Annotated in this window: 17 protein-coding genes and 7 tRNA genes; 6 read left to right on the forward strand and 18 right to left on the reverse strand. The window is 53.5% G+C overall.

Going from position 1 to position 21,755, the window contains the following annotated elements; genetic code table 11:
- Both ADH68_RS07185 and ADH68_RS07190 read left to right on the forward strand, forming a co-directional pair.
- Nucleotides 1–1,119 (forward strand): DegT/DnrJ/EryC1/StrS family aminotransferase, encoded by a 1,119-nt coding sequence (locus ADH68_RS07185; protein WP_068962132.1) that lies wholly within the window; start codon nucleotides 1–3, stop codon nucleotides 1,117–1,119.
- A 9-nt stretch (nucleotides 1,120–1,128) separates the two neighbouring features.
- Entirely contained in the window at nucleotides 1,129–1,554 is a 426-nt protein-coding gene (locus ADH68_RS07190; RefSeq protein ID WP_232321381.1) for a sugar 3,4-ketoisomerase, read from the forward strand.
- 20 nt (nucleotides 1,555–1,574) lie between these two features.
- Here the strand turns inward: ADH68_RS07190 and ADH68_RS07195 are convergent, their stop codons facing one another.
- Both ADH68_RS07195 and ADH68_RS07200 read right to left on the reverse strand, forming a co-directional pair.
- Nucleotides 1,575–1,916 carry a DUF4491 family protein gene (locus ADH68_RS07195; RefSeq protein ID WP_068961385.1) on the reverse strand — a complete coding sequence of 114 codons (342 nt, stop codon included), beginning with the start codon at nucleotides 1,914–1,916 and terminating at the stop codon, nucleotides 1,575–1,577.
- A 19-nt stretch (nucleotides 1,917–1,935) separates the two neighbouring features.
- Nucleotides 1,936–2,007 (reverse strand) — tRNA-Arg (locus ADH68_RS07200).
- A 173-nt stretch (nucleotides 2,008–2,180) separates the two neighbouring features.
- Here ADH68_RS07200 and ADH68_RS07205 point away from each other — a divergent pair.
- Nucleotides 2,181–2,262: transfer RNA gene (locus tag ADH68_RS07205), tRNA-Leu, on the forward strand.
- A gap of 244 nt (nucleotides 2,263–2,506) precedes the next feature.
- Here the strand turns inward: ADH68_RS07205 and rpoC are convergent.
- From rpoC to ADH68_RS07275, 14 genes are all read right to left on the reverse strand, one after another.
- Nucleotides 2,507–6,805, reverse strand: a complete 4,299-nt coding sequence (rpoC, locus tag ADH68_RS07210; protein ID WP_068961384.1) for a DNA-directed RNA polymerase subunit beta' — start codon at nucleotides 6,803–6,805, stop codon at nucleotides 2,507–2,509.
- Between the two features lie 25 nt (nucleotides 6,806–6,830).
- Nucleotides 6,831–10,640 (reverse strand): DNA-directed RNA polymerase subunit beta, encoded by a 3,810-nt coding sequence (rpoB, locus tag ADH68_RS07215; RefSeq protein WP_068961383.1) that lies wholly within the window; start codon nucleotides 10,638–10,640, stop codon nucleotides 6,831–6,833.
- A 179-nt stretch (nucleotides 10,641–10,819) separates the two neighbouring features.
- Complete coding sequence (gene rplL / locus ADH68_RS07220; protein ID WP_068961382.1) at nucleotides 10,820–11,194, reverse strand: 50S ribosomal protein L7/L12; 375 nt, start codon at nucleotides 11,192–11,194, stop codon at nucleotides 10,820–10,822.
- Between the two features lie 39 nt (nucleotides 11,195–11,233).
- The gene (gene rplJ, locus ADH68_RS07225; RefSeq protein ID WP_068961381.1) at nucleotides 11,234–11,761 is read right to left on the reverse strand and encodes a 50S ribosomal protein L10; all 528 of its coding nucleotides are present in this window, start codon (nucleotides 11,759–11,761) and stop codon (nucleotides 11,234–11,236) included.
- 20 nt (nucleotides 11,762–11,781) lie between these two features.
- Nucleotides 11,782–12,477, reverse strand: a complete 696-nt coding sequence (gene rplA, locus ADH68_RS07230) for a 50S ribosomal protein L1 (protein WP_068961380.1) — start codon at nucleotides 12,475–12,477, stop codon at nucleotides 11,782–11,784.
- Between the two features lie 14 nt (nucleotides 12,478–12,491).
- A complete protein-coding gene (gene rplK, locus ADH68_RS07235) occupies nucleotides 12,492–12,935 on the reverse strand; it encodes a 50S ribosomal protein L11 (protein ID WP_068961379.1) in 444 nt (147 codons plus the stop codon).
- Nucleotides 12,936–13,003: 68 nt separating this feature from the next.
- Nucleotides 13,004–13,564, reverse strand: coding sequence for a transcription termination/antitermination protein NusG (gene nusG, locus ADH68_RS07240; protein ID WP_068961378.1), 561 nt, complete (start codon nucleotides 13,562–13,564; stop codon nucleotides 13,004–13,006).
- Between the two features lie 20 nt (nucleotides 13,565–13,584).
- Nucleotides 13,585–13,779, reverse strand: coding sequence for a preprotein translocase subunit SecE (gene secE, locus ADH68_RS07245; protein WP_068961377.1), 195 nt, complete (start codon nucleotides 13,777–13,779; stop codon nucleotides 13,585–13,587).
- 11 nt (nucleotides 13,780–13,790) lie between these two features.
- Nucleotides 13,791–13,866: transfer RNA gene (locus ADH68_RS07250), tRNA-Trp, on the reverse strand.
- 58 nt (nucleotides 13,867–13,924) lie between these two features.
- Entirely contained in the window at nucleotides 13,925–15,109 is a 1,185-nt protein-coding gene (gene tuf, locus ADH68_RS07255) for an elongation factor Tu (protein ID WP_068961376.1), read from the reverse strand.
- Between the two features lie 83 nt (nucleotides 15,110–15,192).
- Nucleotides 15,193–15,264 (reverse strand) — tRNA-Thr (locus tag ADH68_RS07260).
- A gap of 23 nt (nucleotides 15,265–15,287) precedes the next feature.
- Nucleotides 15,288–15,360, reverse strand: a tRNA-Gly gene (locus ADH68_RS07265).
- 9 nt (nucleotides 15,361–15,369) lie between these two features.
- Nucleotides 15,370–15,452: transfer RNA gene (locus ADH68_RS07270), tRNA-Tyr, on the reverse strand.
- Nucleotides 15,453–15,490: 38 nt separating this feature from the next.
- A tRNA-Thr gene (locus ADH68_RS07275) sits at nucleotides 15,491–15,564 on the reverse strand.
- A gap of 293 nt (nucleotides 15,565–15,857) precedes the next feature.
- Between ADH68_RS07275 and ADH68_RS07280 the strand changes: the two genes are divergently transcribed.
- Nucleotides 15,858–17,642, forward strand: coding sequence for an aminopeptidase P family protein (locus ADH68_RS07280; protein ID WP_068961375.1), 1,785 nt, complete (start codon nucleotides 15,858–15,860; stop codon nucleotides 17,640–17,642).
- A gap of 124 nt (nucleotides 17,643–17,766) precedes the next feature.
- A complete protein-coding gene (locus ADH68_RS07285) occupies nucleotides 17,767–18,312 on the forward strand; it encodes a gamma carbonic anhydrase family protein (RefSeq protein ID WP_068961374.1) in 546 nt (181 codons plus the stop codon).
- Between the two features lie 28 nt (nucleotides 18,313–18,340).
- Here the strand turns inward: ADH68_RS07285 and recO are convergent, their stop codons facing one another.
- Nucleotides 18,341–19,066 carry a DNA repair protein RecO gene (gene recO / locus ADH68_RS07290; protein WP_068961373.1) on the reverse strand — a complete coding sequence of 242 codons (726 nt, stop codon included), beginning with the start codon at nucleotides 19,064–19,066 and terminating at the stop codon, nucleotides 18,341–18,343.
- A gap of 63 nt (nucleotides 19,067–19,129) precedes the next feature.
- Between recO and ADH68_RS07295 the strand changes: the two genes are divergently transcribed.
- The gene (locus tag ADH68_RS07295; protein ID WP_068961372.1) at nucleotides 19,130–20,512 is read left to right on the forward strand and encodes a methyltransferase RsmF C-terminal domain-like protein; all 1,383 of its coding nucleotides are present in this window, start codon (nucleotides 19,130–19,132) and stop codon (nucleotides 20,510–20,512) included.
- Nucleotides 20,513–20,615: 103 nt separating this feature from the next.
- On the opposite strand, the gene ADH68_RS07300 is transcribed toward ADH68_RS07295, so the two are convergent.
- Nucleotides 20,616–21,704, reverse strand: a complete 1,089-nt coding sequence (locus ADH68_RS07300) for a hypothetical protein (RefSeq protein ID WP_084274097.1) — start codon at nucleotides 21,702–21,704, stop codon at nucleotides 20,616–20,618.
- Between the last annotated feature and the right edge of the window lie 51 nt (nucleotides 21,705–21,755).

The following is a 21,755-nucleotide window of genomic DNA, read 5'->3' on the forward strand; positions in this document are numbered from 1 at the left end:
ATGGCTAAGCATTATCCCTTTCTTGATTTAGGAAAAGTTAACGCTCCTTATGCTGTTGCTCTGAAGGATGCCTGCGCGCGCGTGATAGATAGCGGCCGATACATCGGCGGCACTGAAGTCGAGGAGTTTGAGCGCGAGCTTTCCGGACTTGTAGGCACACGCCATGCCGTAGGGGTGGCGAGCGGGCTCGACGCGCTGAGACTAACGCTTTCGGCATGGATTGAGCTGGGACGCCTGTCGCCGGGCGATGAGGTAATTGTGCCTGCCAATACCTATTTCGCATCGGTGTTGGCGGTAAGTACTGCCGGTCTGCGTCCGGTCCCTGTCGACGCGGACGCATCGACCCATAATATCGATACTTCGCTGCTTGAGCGTGCTATGACACCGCGTACGCGTGCCGTCATGCCTGTGCATCTTTACGGGCGTCCGGCCTGGGACAGTCGTATCGCGGATTTCGCCTCGGCCAACGGTCTGCTTGTCATCGAAGATGTGGCGCAGGCTATCGGAGCGTCGCTTGCCGACGGCCGGTGCTGTGGTGCTTTGGGCGATGCGGGATGTTTCAGTTTCTATCCTACAAAGAATGTGGGTGCGCTTGGTGATGCTGGTGCGGTAACGACTGATGATGCAGAGCTTGCCGACATGTTGCGCTCTCTGCGCAATTACGGCTCAGGAGGCAAGGCTTATTATTTTGACCATCTCGGAGCCAATTCTCGTCTCGACCCGATACAGGCTGCAATGATACGTGTGAAGCTGGCGTATACCGGGCATGAGAACGACGGGCGGCGAGAGATTGCCGCCACATATGATGCGGAGATTGCCAATCCGCTGGTGTTGAAGCCGGAGCCCGGGCCTGACAGGCATGTGTACCACCAGTATGTCATCACTACTCCGTGGCGCGATGAGTTGCGAGGCTATTTGCTTTCCCGGGGCGTGGAGACGCTGGTACATTATCCGTGCCCGCCACATCGTCAGAACTGCTATCCCGATTTGGCCCGGTACAGTATGCCTGTCGCTGAACGTCTCGCCAATGAAGTTGTGAGCCTTCCAATCTCACCTGCATGCACATCGGTTGATGATGCCCGTGAGATTGCAGCTATTATCAATGAATTCCGAATTTGATTCTCCACAATGATGACAACTGTTGAAGATATAAAAGTGACACCTTTCTGCAAGATTGCCGACCGTAGGGGCAATCTTACCGTAGCGCAGTCGGGAACTGATCTGCCGTTTGAGATACAGAGAGCCTATTGGGTGTATGATGTGCCCGGAGGAGAGTGCCGCGGCGGACATGCACATAAGGAGTGTCAGGAAATGATTATTGCTATAAACGGGTCGTTCACTCTTACATTGGACGATGGTGTGAACCGTCGCTCGTTTCTGTTGAATCATCCGTATGAAGGTGTGCTTGTGCCGGTGGGGATATGGCGTACTCTTGACGATTTCAGTTCGGGTGCTGTGTGTATGGTGCTTGCGTCGCACAGATATGACGAGGAGGATTATATACGCTCGTACGATGAGTATCTGCAGTCGCGCGGTCTATCCGTCGGTCGGTAAATGTGGATAACCAGGTGTAGTTATCCTATGCGTGTCTTGTCGGTATTTGCGCTGTGACGCTTGGGATTGGCCGGAAACCATCCTTTTTTTACTCGCTGTTCCTGCTCTACGACTTCTTTTATGCTCCACAGCGATGAGAATGACACTACACCGAGCAGACTTGACCATAGCACATCGCTCACGGCCACGGCAAGAATCATGAATATTATGCCGGCGGCGAGAAACCACCAGCGGCATGCTGTGCCGAAGTAATAGTGTCCTTTGATTACGAGGGGATGAAACAAGCCTATGATTAGAAATGTGGCGGCTCCGATGGCTACGCCGAGAATATGATGTTCCTGCAATAAAGCGGCGATATTCATAAATAAGGGAGGGTGGATGTAGCCCGGAGGGGAATCGAACCCCTATCTAAGGTTTAGGAAACCTCTATTCTATCCGTTGAACTACCAGGCCATAGGGAAAACTGCGACAAAGATACGCAAATAATTGCAAATACAGGTATAGTTGACGCGTGAATATCCGGTTTTTGGATATTATCAATGGATGTTTTTGCAGCCAAACCTGCAATTAAAGGAATTATGAAGTTGGATTATAGTAAATAAATGCGTATCTTTGCATCCGCATTGGCGCTCGTGGCGTAATTGGTAGCCGCGCCAGACTTAGGATCTGGTGACTTCCGTCGTGGGGGTTCGAGTCCCCCCGAGCGCACAAGGAAAGGTCGTTGGCAGTGTCGTCTGACATTGCCAACGACCTTTCCTTGTATATGCATTTACTATTATGAGTTCTCTTAGACAATCTCTTATTGGAGTTTTGCCTGGATGTCAGGCGTAGTCCCCGGCTAATAGATACAGATGGGTAAAAAAAAGAGAGTGCGCCCGAATTGGGGCGCACTCTCCGGTGTGTATAGATGCTTTTGAGCTAAATCATTGTTGACTTAGAATTACATTCGGCTTTAGAGGGCTTTTGTCTCGACAGCCTCGACATTGATAATCTCGGGCTTTTCGATTACGGCCTCGATGTCGTCTTTACCGGCAACGATGAGCGAGTTGTACTCGCGCAGACCTGTACCGGCGGGGATTAGGTGTCCGCAGATTACGTTTTCCTTCATGCCTTCGAGGGTATCGGTCTTGCCGTTGATGGCAGCCTCGTTGAGCACCTTTGTGGTCTCCTGGAATGAGGCGGCCGACATGAAGCTCGATGTCTGAAGGGCAGCGCGTGTGATACCCTGGAGTATCTGCTCGGAGGTAGCGGGCACGGCGTCGCGTACGGTGATTATCTTGAGGTCGCGGCGTTTGAGTGCCGAGTTCTCGTCGCGGAGTTTGCGTGCGGTAATAATCTGACCCGGCTGCACGCTGTCGCTGTCGCCGGCGTCGACTACTACTTTCTTGCCCCAGATGCGGTCGTTCTCTTCCATGAACTCGCGCTTGTCGACAATCTGCTGTTCGAGGAAGCATGTGTCGCCCGGGTCGAGGATGTTGACTTTGCGCATCATCTGGCGTACGATGACTTCGAAGTGCTTGTCGTTGATCTTCACACCCTGCATGCGGTATACATCCTGCACCTCATTGACGATGTACTCCTGTACGGCTGTCGGGCCCATGATGTTGAGGATGTCGGCGGGAGTTGTGGCGCCGTCGGACAGAGGTGTGCCGGCACGCACGTAGTCGTTCTCCTGCACAAGAATCTGTTTTGACAGAGGCACGAGGTATTTCTTTGTCTCGCCAAGCTTGGAGGTGACTGATATCTCGCGGTTACCTCTCTTGAGCTTGCCGAACTTGACCTCTCCGTCGATTTCCGATACGATGGCGGGGTTTGACGGGTTGCGGGCCTCGAAGAGCTCGGTGACACGGGGGAGACCACCGGTGATGTCACCGGCGTTGCCGGCCGAGCGGGGTATCTTGACGAGGACGTCGCCGACCTTTATGTCGTCGCCTTCCTTGAGTTCCATTACGTGGGCGCCCACAGGGAGAGCGTAGGTCTTGAGTATCTGGCCGTTTTTGTCGAGAATCTGAGCCTCGGGCACGCGTGTGCGGTCTTTCGACTCGATGATGATACGGTCCTCAAGATTGGTCTGCTCGTCGTAGTCGACGCGGTATGTGACGTTCTCGATGAGGTTTTCGAAGTGGATTTTGCCGCCTACTTCCGAGATGATAACGGCGTTGAAGGGGTCCCATTCGCAAATTACGTCGCCCTTCTTGAGGGTGGCGCCATTGTCGAAGTAGAGTTTCGAGCCGTAGGGGATGTTGGCCGAGGTGAGCATCATCTTTGTGTTGGGGTCGACGATGCGCATTTCGGCGAGACGTCCGATTACGACTTCCACGGGGCGTCCGTTGGCATCCTTCTCCTCGGTCTGTACGGTGCGGAGCTCATCGATTTCGAGCACACCTTCGTAGCGAGAGGTGATGGTGGAGATGGCAGCGATGTTTGAGGCCACACCACCGACGTGGAATGTACGGAGGGTAAGCTGTGTACCGGGCTCGCCGATTGACTGTGCGGCGATGACTCCGACAGCCTCGCCTTTCTGCACGAGACGGTTCTTGGAGAGGTCGCGGCCGTAGCATTTGGCGCATACGCCCTTCTTGGACTCGCAGGTGAGTACCGATCGGATTTCAACCGATTCGATGGGTGACTCGTTGATGCGCTTGGCGGCAATGTCGTCGATTTCGTCGCCTGAGGCTACGATGAGTTCTCCGGAGATGGGGTCGAATACGTCGTGTACCGATACGCGGCCGAGGATACGCTCGCCGAGCGATGCCACAACCTCTTCATTGTTTTTAATCTCCTTACATACGAGACCGCGCAGTGTGCCGCAGTCCTCTTCGTGAATAATCACGTCGTGGGCGACGTCGACCAGACGGCGGGTAAGGTAACCCGCGTCGGCGGTCTTGAGGGCGGTGTCGGCAAGACCCTTTCGGGCACCGTGGGTAGAGATGAAGTATTCGAGCACCGAGAGACCCTCCTTGAAGTTGGCAAGAATCGGGTTCTCGATAATCTGGCCGCCTTCGGCACCGGCTTTCTGGGGCTTGGCCATAAGACCACGCATGCCGGCGAGCTGACGAATCTGGTCTTTCGAACCACGGGCACCAGAGTCGAGCATCATGAATACAGAGTTGAAGCCCTGGTTGGCGGCAGTCATCTGCTTCATGAGGATGTCGGTAAGACGGGAGTTGACGTGTGTCCAGATATCGATAATCTGGTTGTAACGTTCGTTGTTGGTGATGAAGCCCATTGCATAGTTGTTGAGGACTTCCTGCACCTGCTCGTTTCCTTCGGCCACGAGCTGCTCTTTTTCCGGTGGAATGAGCACGTCGCCGAGGTTGAACGACAGACCACCGCGGAATGCCATGTAGTAGCCGAGGTTCTTGATGTCGTCGAGGAACTGGGCTGAACGTGTCACACCGCATGTGCTGATTACATCGCCGATGATGTCGCGGAGCGACTTCTTGGAGATAATCTTGTTGACATAACCGATTTCCTTGGGCACGCTCTGGTTGAAGATGACGCGGCCTACGGAGGTGTTATCGACAAGGTGCTGGATGGGGTTGCCCTGTTCGTCGATATCGTCCACAACTACCGAGATGGGGGCGTGGAGCGATATGCGGCCTTCGTTGTAGGCGATGAGCGCCTCTTCGGGGCCGTAGAACTTGTGGCCTTCTCCCTGTGCACCGGGGCGGAGTTTGGTGATATAGTAGAGTCCGAGTACCATGTCCTGTGAAGGCACGGTAATAGGAGCACCGTTGGCGGGGTTGAGGATGTTGTGGGCGCCGAGCATGAGCATCTGGGCTTCGAGCACGGCCTCGTTGCCGAGGGGAAGGTGTACGGCCATCTGGTCACCGTCGAAGTCGGCGTTGAATGCCGTACATGCAAGTGGGTGGAGCTGGATAGCCTTGCCTTCAATCATCTTGGGCTGGAATGCCTGGATACCGAGACGGTGAAGTGTCGGGGCTCGGTTGAGGAGCACGGGGTGGCCTTTCATCACGTGCTCGAGGATGTCCCATACGACAGGTTCCTTGCGGTCGACAATCTTCTTGGCCGATTTCACGGTCTTGACGATGCCGCGCTCGATGAGCTTGCGGATTACGAAGGGCTTGTAGAGCTCGGCTGCCATGTTCTTTGGCAGGCCGCACTCGTGCATCTTGAGCTCGGGGCCTACGACGATAACCGAACGTGCGGAGTAGTCGACACGTTTACCGAGAAGGTTCTGACGGAAGCGTCCCTGCTTTCCTTTAAGGGAGTCGGAGAGCGACTTGAGGGGACGGTTTGCGTCGGTCTTTACAGCCGATGACTTGCGTGAGTTGTCGAGCAGAGAGTCGACGGCCTCCTGGAGCATACGCTTCTCGTTGCGGAGAATCACCTCGGGAGCCTTGATTTCGATAAGGCGCTTCAGACGGTTGTTACGTATGATTACGCGACGGTAGAGGTCGTTGAGGTCGGATGTTGCGAAGCGTCCGCCGTCGAGGGGAACGAGGGGGCGGAGTTCGGGGGGAATTACAGGCACAGCCTGGAGTATCATCCACTCGGGCTTGTTGCGGTGGCGCGAAGCACGGAATGATTCTACAATCTGGAGGCGCTTGAGGGCCTCGGTCTTGCGCTGCTGCGAGCCGTCGGTGTTGGCACGGTGGCGCAGTTCGTAGGATAGAGAGTCGAGGTCGATACGTGTGAGAAGGTCGTAGACAGCCTCGGCGCCCATCTTTGCGATGAACTTGTTGGGGTCGGTGTCCTCGAGACGGTCGTTGCCTTCGGGGAGACGGTCGATGATGTCGAAGTATTCCTCTTCGGTGAGAAGATCGAGTTTGTCGACGCCTTCGGCTGCTCCGGGCTGTATCACGACGTAGCGCTCGTAGTAGATAACTGCGTCGAGCTTCTTGGAGGGAAGTCCAAGCAGGTATCCTATTTTGTTAGGCAAAGAGCGGAAATACCAGATGTGAGCCACGGGCACTACCAGCTTGATATGGCCCATGCGCTCGCGGCGTACCTTCTTTTCGGTCACCATTACACCGCATCGGTCGCATACGATGCCTTTGTAGCGGATGCGTTTGTACTTTCCGCAATGGCACTCGTAGTCCTTTACGGGGCCAAATATCTTCTCGCAGAAGAGGCCGTCGCGTTCGGGCTTGTATGTGCGGTAGTTGATGGTTTCAGGCTTGAGGACCTCTCCGCTCGACTTCTCGAGAATCTCCTCGGGCGAAGCGAGCCCGATGGAGATTTTGGAGAAACCGGTCTTTGTCTTGTTGTCTTTTCTAAAAGCCATTATATATTTACCTTTCTTATAAAGATTACTGCTCTAAGTTGATGCTCAGACCGAGGCCGCGCAATTCGTGGAGAAGAACGTTGAGCGACTCGGGGATGCCGGGTGTAGGCATGGGATCGCCTTTGACGATTGACTCGTAGGCTTTGGAGCGTCCGTTTACGTCGTCCGACTTGATGGTCAGGATTTCCTGCAGGATGTGGGATGCGCCGAATGCCTCGAGCGCCCACACCTCCATCTCACCGAAACGCTGTCCGCCGAACTGGGCCTTACCACCGAGGGGCTGCTGGGTGATGAGCGAGTACGGGCCGATGCTACGTGCGTGCATCTTGTCTTCGACCATGTGGCCGAGTTTGAGCATGTAGATGATGCCTACGGTAGCGGGCTGGTCGAAGCGTTCGCCGGTACCGCCGTCGTAGAGATATGTCTTTCCGTAGCGGGGTATGCCTGCCTTATCGGTCCAGTCGTTGAGGTCGTCGAGCGAGGCGCCGTCGAAAATCGGGGTGGCGAATTTCTCGCCGAGTTCGCGTCCGGCCCATCCGAGTACGGTCTCGAAAATCTGTCCGAGGTTCATACGGGATGGCACACCCAGCGGGTTGAGGCAGATGTCGACCGGAGTACCGTCGGCGAGGAAGGGCATGTCTTCCTGGCGCACGATGCGCGACACGATACCTTTGTTACCGTGACGTCCGGCCATTTTGTCGCCTACGCTGATTTTGCGCTTCTTGGCGATGTATACCTTGGCCATCTGCATGATGCCCGAGGGAAGTTCGTCGCCGATTGATATGTCGAATTTTCTGCGGCGGAGTTCTGCGTCGATTTCTTTCGACTTGCGGATATAGTTGGAAATGGTAGCGCGGATTAGGTCGTTCTTATGAGCGTCGGCAGTCCATTTCGAGAGGTTTACAGTGTCGTAGTTGATGTCCTTGAGTGCGCCGGCGGTAAATTTGGCTCCTTTGGCCACGATGTCGGCTCCGAGGAAGTCTTTGACACCGTTGGAGGTTTTTCCTTCAGTGAGGATAAGGAGCTTGTTTACTAGAATATCGCGGAGCTCGGCCTGACGCTTCTCATACTCTTCGTCGAGTTTGGGGAGCTGGGCGTTGGCGCTCTTTGATTTCTTCTTTGTGGCGCGCTGGAACAGGTTTGTGCCGATGACGACACCCTTGAGCGATGGAGTGGCCTTAAGCGATGCGTCCTTGACGTCGCCGGCTTTGTCGCCGAAGATGGCGCGGAGGAGTTTTTCCTCCGGAGTGGGGTCAGATTCGCCCTTGGGGGTAATCTTACCAATCATGATATCGCCGGGGGCCACGTGTGCGCCCACACGGATGATACCGCGTTCGTCGAGGTCCTTGGTGGCGTCTTCGCTGACGTTGGGTATGTCGGAGGTAAGCTCTTCCATACCGCGCTTGGTCTCGCGTACTTCGAGGGAGTACTCGTCGACGTGGACCGATGTGAGGATGTCCTCGCGTACCATGCGTTCGTTGAGCACGATGGCATCCTCATAGTTGTATCCTTTCCAGGGCATGAATGCCACCTTGAGGTTGCGTCCGAGAGCGAGTTCGCCGTTTTCGGTCGAATAACCTTCGGTGAGAATCTGGCCCGGCACTACGCGCTGGCCTTTTGTGCATATCGGGCGCAGGTCGATGGTTGTGCTCTGGTTGGTCTTGCGGAACTTGGGGATGTTGTATTCTTTCACAGCATCTTCAAATGCCACAAACTCCTCGTCCTCAGTGCGGTCGTAGCGGATGCGGATTGTCTTTGCATCGACAAATTCGATTACACCGTCGCCTTCGGCCATAATCTGTGTGCGTGAGTCGCTGATGAGCTGTCCTTCCAGGCCGGTGCCCACGATGGGAGCCTCGCTGCGGAGCAGAGGCACGGCCTGGCGCATCATGTTTGAACCCATGAGTGCGCGGTTGGCGTCGTCGTGTTCGAGGAAGGGGATGAGCGATGCCGCGATTGAAGCAATCTGAGTCGGCGACACGTCCATGAGGTCGACTTCGGCAGGTGCGACGATAGGGAAGTCGGCGTCCTGACGGGCTTTGACGCGCTCGCGCTCGAAGTCGCCGGTGATGGTGATGGGTGCGTTGCCCTGAGCAATAATCTTGCCTTCCTCCATTTCGGCGGTGAGGTATACCACCTCGTCGTTGTTTACGTTGACCTTGCTATCCTTAACCTCGCGGTAGGGGGTCTCGATGAATCCGAGGTCGTTGATTTTGGCGTATACGCAGAGCGAGGATATCAGACCGATGTTGGGGCCTTCAGGGGTCTCAATCGGACATAGACGGCCGTAGTGGGTGTAGTGTACGTCTCGCACCTCGAAGCCTGCACGCTCGCGCGACAGACCGCCGGGGCCGAGGGCCGACATACGGCGCTTGTGGGTAATCTCAGCCAGGGGGTTGGTCTGGTCCATGAACTGCGACAACGCGTTGGTGCCGAAGAAGGTGTTGATTACCGATGATATGGTCTTGGCGTTGATAAGATCGATGGGAGTGAAGTCCTCGTTGTCGCGCACGTTCATGCGTTCGCGGATGGTACGCGACATGCGTGCGAGGCCTACGCCGAACTGGTTGTAGAGCTGTTCGCCTACGGTGCGTACACGACGGTTGCTGAGGTGGTCGATATCATCGACATCGGTCTTTGAGTTTATAAGCTCGATCAGGTACTTGATGATTGCGATAATGTCCTCTTTTGTAAGAACCTTCACGTCCATCGATGTGCCCAGACCGAGTTTCTTGTTGATGCGGTAGCGGCCTACTTCTCCGAGGTCGTAGCGCTTTTCGGAGAAGAAGAGGTTGGTTATCACCTCGCGTGCCGAAGCATCGTCGGGAGCCTCTGCATTGCGCAGCTGTCGGTATATATATTGTATGGCCTCCTTCTCAGAGTTGGATGTATCTTTCTGGAGAGTGTTGAATATGATGGAGTAGTCGCTGGCCGAAGCATCCTCTTTGTGGAGCAGGACGGTCTGCGCGCCGGCGTCGATGATATCCTGTATCATCTCGTCTTCCAGCACTGACTCGCGCTCTACAACTACTTCAGTACGCTCAATCGAGCTGATTTCGCCGGTATCTTCGTCGACGAAATCCTCTACCCACTTCTTTACGACGCGGGCAGCCAGCTTGCGGCCGATTGCTTTCTTGAGGTTGGTCTTGTTGACCTTAATCTCTTCGGCGAGGCCAAAAATCTCAATAATGTCTTTGTCGCTCTCAAGGCCAATCGCACGGAGAAGTGTGGTCACGGGGAGCTTCTTCTTGCGGTCGATGTAGGCGTACATCACGTTGTTGATGTCGGTGGCGAACTCAATCCAGCTGCCACGGAACGGGATGATACGGGCGGAGTAGAGCTTTGTACCGTTGGCGTGGGTGCTCTGACCGAAGAACACGCCGGGCGAACGGTGAAGCTGTGATACCACAACGCGTTCGGCACCGTTGATCACAAATGTTCCCTGTGCGGTCATATAGGGAATCGGGCCGAGATAAACGTCCTGGATTTTGGGTTCAAAATCCTCGTGATCCGGGTCGGTACAGTATAGTTTTAGCTTGGCTTTGAGGGGTACAGAGTAGGTCAGTCCGCGTTCCAGACATTCAGCGATGGTGTATCTGGGCGGATCGATATAATAATCGAGAAATTCCAGCACATAGTTGTTGCGGGTATCCACGATTGGGAAGTTCTCGGCAAAAACTTTGTATAGACCCTCATTTTTGCGCTTTTCCGGGGGAGTGTCGAGTTGCAGGAAGTCCTGAAACGATTTTAGCTGCACCTCCAGGAAATCGGGGTAAGGAAGAGGATTCTTTACCGATGTGAAATTGATACGGGGTTTAGTTGCGGTAACAGACATTTAGAGAAATGGTTAAGAGAAGTATCGCAGCGGAATCAGTGAGGATGCCGGTTGTCTACGGATATTGCCTGATGCATCCCGATACGATACTTCAGGTGAAGTGTACTTAAAATATAGCACAAAAAGGTTAAGAATCATATAGTATGATTCTTAACCCGGTTACCTGGTGACAGGTAAAATTATTTAAGTTCAACTTCAGCGCCAGCCTCTTCGAGCTGCTTCTTGAGACCCTCGGCGTCAGCCTTAGAGAGACCTTCCTTAACAACGCCGGGAGCGCCGTCAACGAGTTCTTTAGCTTCCTTGAGGCCGAGACCTGTGAGCTCCTTAACGAGCTTAACAACGGCGAGCTTGCTGGCACCAGCGCTCTTGAGTACTACGTCGAAAGAGGTCTTCTCCTCAGCGGCAGCAGCACCACCGGCAGCGGGAGCGGCAACGGCAACAGCAGCAGCTGCGGGTTCGATGCCATACTCTTCCTTGAGAATCTGAGCAAGTTCGTTTACTTCTTTTACTGAGAGGTTAACTAATTGTTCTGCAAAAGCTTTTAAATCTGCCATTTTAGTATGATTTTTTTGTTTGTTCGAATTGGGTATTGATTATTCTTTGTTGGAGAGAGTTTCAAGGATGCCGTGGAGCTTGGTGCCACCCGAAGTAAGAGCGGATACCACATTCTTGGCCGGAGACTGGAGCAGAGCGACAACATCGGCGATGAGTTCGTTCTTGCTCTTGATTGCAGCCAGCGTGTCAAGCTGATCAGCGCCAAGGTAGACGGTTTCCTCTACATAGGCAGCCTTAAGCAAGGGGAGCTTGGCGTCTTTATCTTTCTTGAGGACATCTTTGATGAGCTTCGCGGGAGCATTGCCAACATTAGAGAACATGATGGATGTAGCTTCCTTGAGAGCGGGGTAGATTTCAGAATAGTCCTGGTCGAGCGACTCGAGAGCCTTGTGGAGAAGAGTATTCTTGACAACAAGGAGCTTGATGTCGGCCTTGTTGCAGGCACGGCGCAGGTCAGAAGTCTTTTCTGCGTTGAGACCGGCGGTCTCTACCAGATAGAAGCAGCTGTACTGTTTGATGGTGTCTGCAATCTTTTCTATAATAATTGCTTTATCTTCCTTCTTCATTGTGAATCGTCTTTAATGGGTTAGGCATCCACTGACTTTGAGTCAACCTTGATGCCGGGACTCATGGTGCTTGAAAGATAAATGCTCTTAATATAGGTGCCTTTAGCGGTAGCGGGCTTGAGCTTGATCAGAGTGTTGATGAACTCGCGTGCATTGTCGCGCATCTGCTCGGGGGTGAAGCTCACCTTGCCGATAGACGAGTGTACAATACCATTCTTGTCAACCTTGAAGTCGATCTTACCTTTCTTTACCTCTTCGACAGCTTTGGCAACGTCGTTGGTAACGGTGCCGCTCTTGGGGTTCGGCATGAGGCCACGGGGACCGAGGATACGGCCGAGGGCACCGATTTTACCCATGATGGCGGGCTGAGTGATGATTACGTCAACATCGGTCCAGCCACCTTTGATTTTGTCGATATACTCGTCAAGACCCACATAGTCGGCACCGGCAGCCTTGGCTGCAGTCTCGGCATCGGGGTTGCAAAGTACGAGCACGGTAGTCTTCTTACCAGTGCCGTGAGGCAGAGTGACAACGCCGCGTACCATTTGGTTAGCCTTACGGGGATCAACACCCAGACGTACGTCGATATCAAGCGAGGCGTCAAACTTAGCGTAGTTTGTCTCCTTTACCTTATCGGCGGCTTCGAGGAGTGAATAAGCCTTCCCTGCTTCAATCTTCGCTAAAGCTAACTTTTGGTTTTTAGTAAGTTTTGCCATGTCAATTGAAGTTATTAGTTATTTTCCGGGAATGCTCCCTTTACGGTGATACCCATGCTTCGAGCAGTGCCGGCGACCATGCGCATTGCGGATTCGACAGTGAAGCAGTTGAGGTCGGGCATTTTGTCTTCAGCAATAGCCTTAACCTGCTCCCAGGTGATTTCGGCAACCTTCTTACGGTTAGGCTCGGCAGAACCGCTCTTAACCTTGGCAGCCTCGAGGAGCTGGATGGCAACAGGGGGAGTCTTAACTACAAAGTCAAATGACTTGTCGGTGTAGTATGTAATGACAACCGGAAGAACCTTTCCAGCCTTGTCCTGGGTACGGGCGTTGAATTGCTTGCAAAACTCCATGATGTTGATGCCCTTAGAACCCAGAGCGGGACCTACTGGCGGTGAAGGATTTGCTGCCCCACCTTTAATCTGCAATTTGATCTGTCCAGCAATTTCTTTAGCCATTTTTTTACAAATTTGATGGTGTTGTATAAACGTGCGCTATATTGACGCAAACAATGCTCGTAACCGCATTATTTGGCCAACTCACGCTCTACCTGCGACGCTTCCAGCTCAAGTGGTGTACGACGGCCGAAAATCTTTACCTCTACCTTGAGTTTGCGTTTCTCGGAGTCGAGATCGACAATCTCACCGGTAAATCCGGCAAATGGGCCGACGGTAACTTTGACATGTTCGCCTACAAGGAAGTCATTGAATCCATCCTCGTTAGCGTCATTAATCTCATCGGCAGCGCCAAGCATACGCATTACTTCCGACTGACGGAGCGACTCGGGGGCTGAGCCTTTCGAGCGTCCGCGAAGGAAGTCGATTACGTTGGTGGTGTTGCTGAGCTCATGAATCACTTCTCCGGTAAGGGTTGCCTCGATGAATACGTAGCCCGAATAGAGGTTGCGCTCTTTTACGACACGCTTTCCATTGCGGGTGGTCACAATCTTCTCGGAGGGAATCAACACCTGCGATACGTAGTTGCCAAGATTGGTATTCTTGATCTGTGCATCAAGAAGCTCCTTGACTTTAGCTTCTTTTCCTGATATGGCACGAAGCACGTACCATTCTTTTTTCGATTCAGCCATGATTTACTACGCCTGCGGTATTAAAGTCCGTAAATGAAGTGCATGAAATGATCGATGATCTGGTCGAAGATCAAGATAATCAGTGCGATTATGACGGAAGCTATCAGCACTATGCAACTGCTCTTGATCAGCTGGGTCTTAGTAGGCCAAGAGGTCTTATACCGCAGTTCGGTATAAGACTCCTGAAGGTCTGTAAGTAGTTTAAAATTCTTCATTTCTCAATTTTTGGCACGGGACGAGAGACTCGAACTCCCGACACCCGGTTTTGGAGACCGGTGCTCTACCAACTGAGCTAGTCCCGTAGGTTGCGTATCCGCGTCATCATCGACGCGGATACGCCGTTATAGTAATGGGGAATGATTATTCAATAATCTCTGTGATCTGACCGGAACCTACGGTGCGGCCACCTTCACGGATTGCGAAGCGGAGACCCTTGTCGCAAGCAACGGGGTTGATGAGCTTCACGATGATTTCTACGTGGTCACCAGGCATTACCATCTCAACACCTTCGGGGAGGGTGATCTCACCGGTCACGTCAAGTGTGCGGATGTAGAACTGGGGACGGTAGTGGTTGTGGAACGGAGTGTGACGACCGCCCTCTTCTTTCTTCAGGATGTAGACAGAAGCCTTGAATTCGTCGTGAGGCTTAACTACGCCCGGGTGGCAGATAACCATACCACGCTTGATATCTTTCTTGTCGATACCGCGGAGGAGGAGACCAACGTTGTCGCCGGCTTCGCCCTGATCGAGGAGCTTGCGGAACATCTCAACACCGGTAACAACCGACTTGAGGTCAGCGCCAAGACCCATAATCTGAACTTCATCACCAACCTTAACGATACCTGTCTCGATACGACCGGTGGCAACAGTACCACGACCGGTGATTGAGAATACGTCCTCAACAGGCATAAGGAAGGGTTTGTCGATATCGCGGGGAGGCAGGGGAATCCATTCGTCAACAGCGGCCATGAGTTCCATAACCTTCTCTTCCCACTGGGGCTCACCGTTGAGAGCGCCGAGGGCAGAGCCACGGATGATAGGAGTGTTGTCGCCGTCGTAGTCGTAAGACGAAAGAAGGTCGCGCATTTCCATCTCAACGAGGTCGAACATTTCTTCGTCGTCGACCATGTCGCACTTGTTCAGGAATACAACGATACGGGGAACGTTCACCTGACGGGCGAGAAGGATGTGCTCGCGGGTCTGGGGCATAGGACCGTCGGTTGCAGCAACCACGATGATAGCACCGTCCATCTGAGCAGCACCGGTAACCATGTTCTTTACATAGTCGGCGTGTCCCGGGCAGTCTACGTGAGCGTAGTGACGGTTGGCAGTCTCATACTCTACGTGAGCGGTGTTGATAGTAATACCGCGCTCCTTTTCCTCGGGAGCATTGTCGATCTGGTCGAACGACTTAACTTCAGAGAGACCCTTCTTGGCCAGCACGGTAGTGATGGCAGCGGTCAGAGTAGTTTTGCCGTGGTCAACGTGGCCGATAGTACCGATGTTGACATGCGGTTTGGTTCTTTCGAATTTTTCTTTAGCCATAACTATTGTTATTTTGATGAGAATATTTTCCTTTTAACAAAGCAACCACGAACATGCGTTGCATATCCGAGGCTACAGTAGTGAGCCGATGGCGGGATTTGAACCCGCGACCTCTTCCTTACCAAGGAAGTGCTCTACCCCTGAGCTACATTGGCAACATTTGCATGTGGTTGGATTGAGCGGAAGACGAGGCTCAAACTCGCGACCCTCAGCTTGGAAGGCTGATGCTCTATCAACTGAGCTACTTCCGCAAGTAATTGTGGGCGAAGATGGATTCGAACCACCGAAGGTATAAACCAGCAGATTTACAGTCTGCCCCATTTGGCCACTCTGGTATTCGCCCGATAGGATAAGATTTCGAGATGGCGTCTTGAATTCTTGAGCCTCTTGTCGGATTCGAACCAACGACCCCGAGATTACAAATCACGTGCTCTGGCCAACTGAGCTAAAGAGGCATCTCTTTCTTATCATATCTGTTTGACTGCGCTATGTCGGTCAAGCGGGTGCAAAGTTAAGCACCCTTTTTGATATATGCAAATTTTTTTGAGGAAAAATTTCAATGCACTGTCGTTTTTCTTTTTCAAGCGACTGTCGGGCAGTCGGTTGTTGCATCCTTCAAGGCTTTCCTTTCCGGTATTGCAGCGCAAATTTACTACTTATTTTTGAATTTCCCATCAATCCAAGCAATATTTTTTGTAAGTTTGCAAATATTCACATCGTAACCCCTACTCTCCACACTCCTTAAATAATGGATTATCAGATAATAAAGAGCCGTTTGGAGTCATTGAGGACTCTAATGCGCAAGAGCGGAATTTCTGCCGCAGTCATTCCACATGTCGACCCACATCAGAGCGAATACATGTCGTCGCACTGGCATGTGCGTGAGTTTTTCTCCGGATTCAACGGTTCGGCGGGCACTCTTGTGGTCACTCTCGATGGTGCGGCCCTCTGGACCGATTCCAGATATTTTCTCCAGGCGGCCTCCCAGCTTGAGAATACTACTATAGAGCTGATGAAGGATGGCCTACCCTCCACACCCACTATCTCGTCGTATATTATTAATGTGCTGCACGCGGGCGATACGGTAGGAGTGGACGGCATGTTGTTTACCAAGCGCTCGCTTGATTCACTCGAAGGAGAATTTTCAGGAGCTTCAATATCGGTAAACCCCGATTTCCGTCCGGCCGACACATTATGGATCGATCGTCCCCCGCTTCCATCCGATCCTATATATATACTGCCCGAGCAATACGCCGGAGAAATGTCAGGTTGCAAGATTCAGCGTCTGCGCGAGGCTGTCAATGGCTCCGGAGCGGAGGCTATCTATATTACTGAGCTCGATTCGATAGCATGGCTTCTCAATCTGCGCGGCAGCGATGTCGACTTCAATCCGGTATTTACTTCTACATTATATATAGGGCCTAACTCGGGTGTATTGTTTATCGATACTGCGAAAGTGCCCGACGATGTGCGCACATATCTGGCCGGATATAAAATCGATGTGAAGCCGTATGACAGTGCCGCAGCGTACCTATCCGGGTCTTCACTGCCCGTGCTTGCCAATCCGGCCACTCTTCCGGCCACTCTTGCGCGTACTCCCGGCATCGACTGGATTTATGCTCCATCGCCTGTTCCTGCCATGAAGGCGGAGAAGAATGATGTGGAGCTGCGCAATCTGCGCCATGCCATGGTGATAGAGGGTGCGTCGATGGTCAATGCCATTTACCACGTTACCGAACGTCTCAACCGCGGGGAGACTGTCACCGAGCTTGATGTCGTGGACACTCTGAGCCATTGCCGCGCCGCACATGCCAGCTACCGTGGCGACAGCTTCGGTACGATAGCCGGATATGGTGCCCATGGCGCTATCGTGCATTACGAGCCTACTCCGGAGTCCAACGCCACACTGCGCCCAGAAGGATTGTTGCTCGTCGACACCGGTGCCCAGTATCTCCACGGCACCACAGATATCACACGCACAATCTCGCTTGGAAATCCTACCGATGACGAACGCCACGACTTCACCCTTGTGCTCAAAGGTCATATCGCGCTTGCCCGGGCAGTATTTCCCGAGGGTACACGTGGCGCGCAGCTCGATGTGCTGGCCCGTCAGTATCTGTGGCAGGAGGGGAAGACATATCTGCACGGCACAGGCCATGGGGTGGGATTCTTCCTCAATGTGCATGAGGGACCGCAGAGCATCCGCCTTCAGGAAAATCCGGTAGCATTGCGCCCCGGGATGGTGACATCCGACGAGCCGGGCCTTTATCTGTCGGACCGCTATGGCATACGATGCGAGAATCTTGTGCTGACTGTGGGAGCCGGAGATACCGAGCATGGCCGTTTCCTGAAATTCGAGGTTCTGTCGCTATTTCCGTTCGACCGGAATTTGCTCGACTTCTCGATTCTTACCGATGACGAAATAATGTGGCTCAACGACTACCACCGCAAAGTATGGTCGGAGCTTGCCGACTATCTGCAGGGTGCTCCTCTCAGATGGCTTGAGCAGGCGTGCGCGCCAATCTCGCGATAAGAGCATGTTTTAAAAATAAGAGCATATAAAAATGAATTTCAGATAGTAATGAGTTAATTTTTACGGACGATGCTCTAAATAGATATATTCCAAGTAACATATCCCTTTCTCTTCATATATTAATATGGCACTTATAAAATCAGTATGCGGATTTACTCCGCAGATAGGCGAGGGCACATTCCTTGCCGACAATGCCGCCATCGTAGGCGATGTAGTGATGGGACGCGACTGCAGTGTATGGTTCAACGCTGTAATCCGTGGCGATGTCAATGAAATCCGTATCGGCGACCGAGTGAACATACAGGACGGGTCGGTGCTCCATACCCTCTATCAGAAATCGACTATCGAGATAGGCAACGACGTGTCGATAGGCCACAACGTGACCATTCATGGTGCGAAAATCCATGATTATGCTCTTATCGGCATGGGCTCGGTGGTGATGGACAATGTAGAGGTAGGTCGTGGCGCTCAGGTTGCCGCCGGAGCGGTAGTCCTGTCGAATACAAAAATCGGCGATGGCGAGCTTTGGGCAGGTGTGCCGGCTAAATTCATGAAGATGGTTGATGCCGAGAAGTCGCGCGAAATAAATCAGAAGATAGCCCGCAATTATCTCGCCTATTCAAAATGGTACGGCGAGAATCCGCCTGAAGGACGCGAGCTTGTATTGTAATCCATGTTGCTGTCGGTATAATACTGCGTCAGTCAAACAGCTCACCAAGTATCTCCATGGAGCGCAGGCCTGTAAGACGTGCGTAGTGTAGACCGTAGTAGTCAAGCATCACGGAGAGTATGCGGCGGCGCTCGTTGCGGCTGAGACGAAATGCCTTCAGATTGTCCCAGCGCATGCGGCTCAGCAGCCTTACGGCCTCCGCATCGTCGCCCATGAGGAAATGGCGGTGGAGCGGAGGAGTGGGACGGAATATCCCCTCAAGCATGTCGAATACCATTCCGGGACGATAGGTACCCATGTCAGGCTCTATGCCTATAAAGCGTCCGAGGCGGTAGAGGAATGCCAGGTGGAAATTGGCTGCACCCTCAACGGCGGCGTCAAGCGCCGTAATAGAGTCGGCCATGAAGTCGAAGAGAGCCTCGTCGGCCTCACCCTCGGGCACTACAACGCCGAGAAGTTCGGTCAGGAACATGGCCATCGACATCTTTACCGGATCGGCATGAATGGCAGGCAGAGCAGTCATGGAGCGCATGTCGCGCACTGTGGCCAGCTGACGGGCTCCACGCAGGTCGGCTATACCCTCAATCATACTCAGCGGCATTGTCAGCGCCCTGCGGCGGGCGGCTTCGCGCCCGTTGCCTGCGGGCATCATCACTGACAGTCGTCCGCGCTCGCGGCTGTATAGCGACAGTATGTTATTGCGGTCATTGTAGCGCACTGTGCGCAGGCATATGGCATGAATCGTAGTCAACATATGTCCAAAGTTACGGATTTCAGTCGGGGTTAACGACAGTCGACAGAAAATATCATCAGTCTTATGCTACCAAAAGACTTTATAAGCCCCTTCCCGGGCCTTGAAGAGGCTCTTTCCGAAGAGCCTGCGGTAAGCGTGCGTGTCAACAGAGCGAAAGGTATCGCAGTTCCGCACGGTGCAGAGTCGGTGCCATGGTGCCCGTCAGGATTCTGGCTCGGCGACCGGCCGCAGTTTACGTGGGACCCGGCCTTGCACCAGGGTCTCTACTATGTGCAGGACGCATCTTCGATGATTACCACGCTTGCGGTAAAGCAGGCTGTGTCACTTTTAGGGCTGACGTCGGGGGTGCTGCTGCTTGACGCGTGTGCAGCCCCCGGCGGAAAGACAATAGCGGCCATTGACGCGCTTCCTCCGGGGTCGATGGCCGTAGCCAATGAATATGTGCCGGGACGCGCCGCCATACTCGCAGAGAATCTGGCCAAATGGGGAAGCCCTGCAAAGATGGTCACACGTGGCGATACGGCACGGTTCAGAAGGCTGCCCGGCACATTTGATATCGTTATGGCCGATGTGCCCTGCTCCGGCGAGGGTATGTTCCGAAAAGATCCTGAGGCTGTACGGCAATGGACTCCGGCTTTGGTCGAGGAGTGTGCCGCGCGCCAGCGTGAGATTGTGGCCAACCTGTGGGAGACTCTCCGAGAGGGAGGCATATTCATATACTCGACCTGTACGTTCAACCGCACTGAAAACGAGGATATGCTCGCATGGCTTCTCGCCGAGTATCCCGACGGAATTCATATATCGCTTGATATCCCCGACGGGTGGGGCCCGGTTACAACCGACGGATGCACACACTTTGTGCCGGGCCGAGTGCGTGGCGAGGGACTGACTATATTTATGGTATCAAAGGGGGTGCCGGGTTCAGGGATGCGACAGCAGCCGTCGCGACGTGCGTCGTCGGCTGACAGAAACCGCAAGTCTAAAAAAACTTCTGCTCCTGTGTCCCCCGATTGCTTCCGATGGCTTGACAGCGGCGAGGAGTATGATATCCGTGATGAAAACGGTCGTATAGTGGCTGTCCCGACATTATGGAGCGCTCAGGTAAAGGAGATGTCGGGTAAACTTGACGTAGTGGGATGCGGCCTCGAACTCGCGACTGTAAAAGGGCGGGATGTCATTCCGTCGCAGTCGCTGGCCCTGTCGACCGCGTTGAGGAGGGGCGCATTTCCGGAAGTGACGGTTGACTATGCCGCTGCTGTGGCCTATCTGCGCCGTGAGGCTGTGGCAATGCCCGACGGTACTCCGCGTGGATTCGTTCTGCTCACTTATGGCGGGTATCCTTTGGGATTTGTAAAGAATATCGGAAATCGTGCCAACAACCTATATCCCGCCGAATGGCGCATACTTTCCACTCATATCCCGCCAGTGCCACCATCGGTGGTATGATGGACAGAGAGCATATCCTTTAGGATATAAGAATGCGGCTGTGTCGTGCAAACATCCGACACAGCCGCTCACCTTTTTTATGTACCTATTTATTAGACAGTAGTCAATTATTTCTGATGGTGCACTGCAACACCAGCGGAGTCCGTACTCCGGGCCGCACTTCTCCGCTGGCGATAATTGCCGAGCTGTCGGAAGCGGCTACAGCTGTAGTGGTTACAGCCAGAGGATACGGAGACTCGCACACATCGGTAAGCTCGCCGGTCGACGGATTGTATCGGCGTAGCATATGTGAGAATCCGGGGTGCTGAGGGTCGGCGGAAAGTATTTTTTCGACGCCGCCGAAGAGCCATATATCACCATCGAAATTCAGCGCCGTGGCGGCCATTACCGGGAAGTCGCCACGGAGAGTGCTCCACTCTCCGGATGCCGGGTCATATACAAACCCGGCAGTGCTGATTTCAATTTCCTTGCCGGGACCGAAATTTCTTCCGCCAAACATGTAGAACTTTCCGCCGGCCGCCGCAGCCACGCTGAATCCGAGTTCCGGACCGGGCCATGGTGGCAAAATCTGCCAGCCGGCCTCTTTCCGCTCAGTGTCGAGCATGACAAACGCGTGTGACGCACACTCTACGCTGTCGCTGCATATTCCGCCTGCGAGAAACACCTTGGTGCCTACAAGCGCGCCTGCCGAGTTGGCCAGGGGGAACGGCAATTCGGGATAGATGTCGGATCTTAATTCGGGACGTCCATCTTTTTCTGACAGCATATATACCGCACGCGAGCCTCCGTCGGCATTGTTGCCGCCGATGAGCATTATCCCCTCGGGTTGTGGTATTGACACGCCGTAGGCCAGCGGCTCGGGGAGGAAATCAGGATATACGCTCCATTTCTCAGTAGAGAAATCATAGCTGTAGAGAGTGCGGTGCCACACCTTCTTTGCTCCGGTCCAGGGGAATCCGTCGGGGAAATTGGCTCCGCCGGCAACCATGAGTGTTTTACCGCATATGCCGGCGAATGCTCCGGCTACACCGATGTTGACCGAATCGCCCGGTGCGGGAGGGAGCTGCAGGGTATCGTTCCATGTTACAGCCGTCTCGCGGGCGGAAGGCTGACAGGATGTTGCCATACATGCCGACAGACAGAGCGAACCTGCTATCAGCGACTTGAAAATTTTATCTGCAATCTTGTTCATTTGAGGAAATCTTGGTCAGATTAAGGTTAAAGTATACGTGCATAAGCTACC

Origin of the sequence: Muribaculum intestinale (assembly GCF_002201515.1) — a bacterium.
GTDB lineage: Bacteria > Bacteroidota > Bacteroidia > Bacteroidales > Muribaculaceae > Muribaculum > Muribaculum intestinale.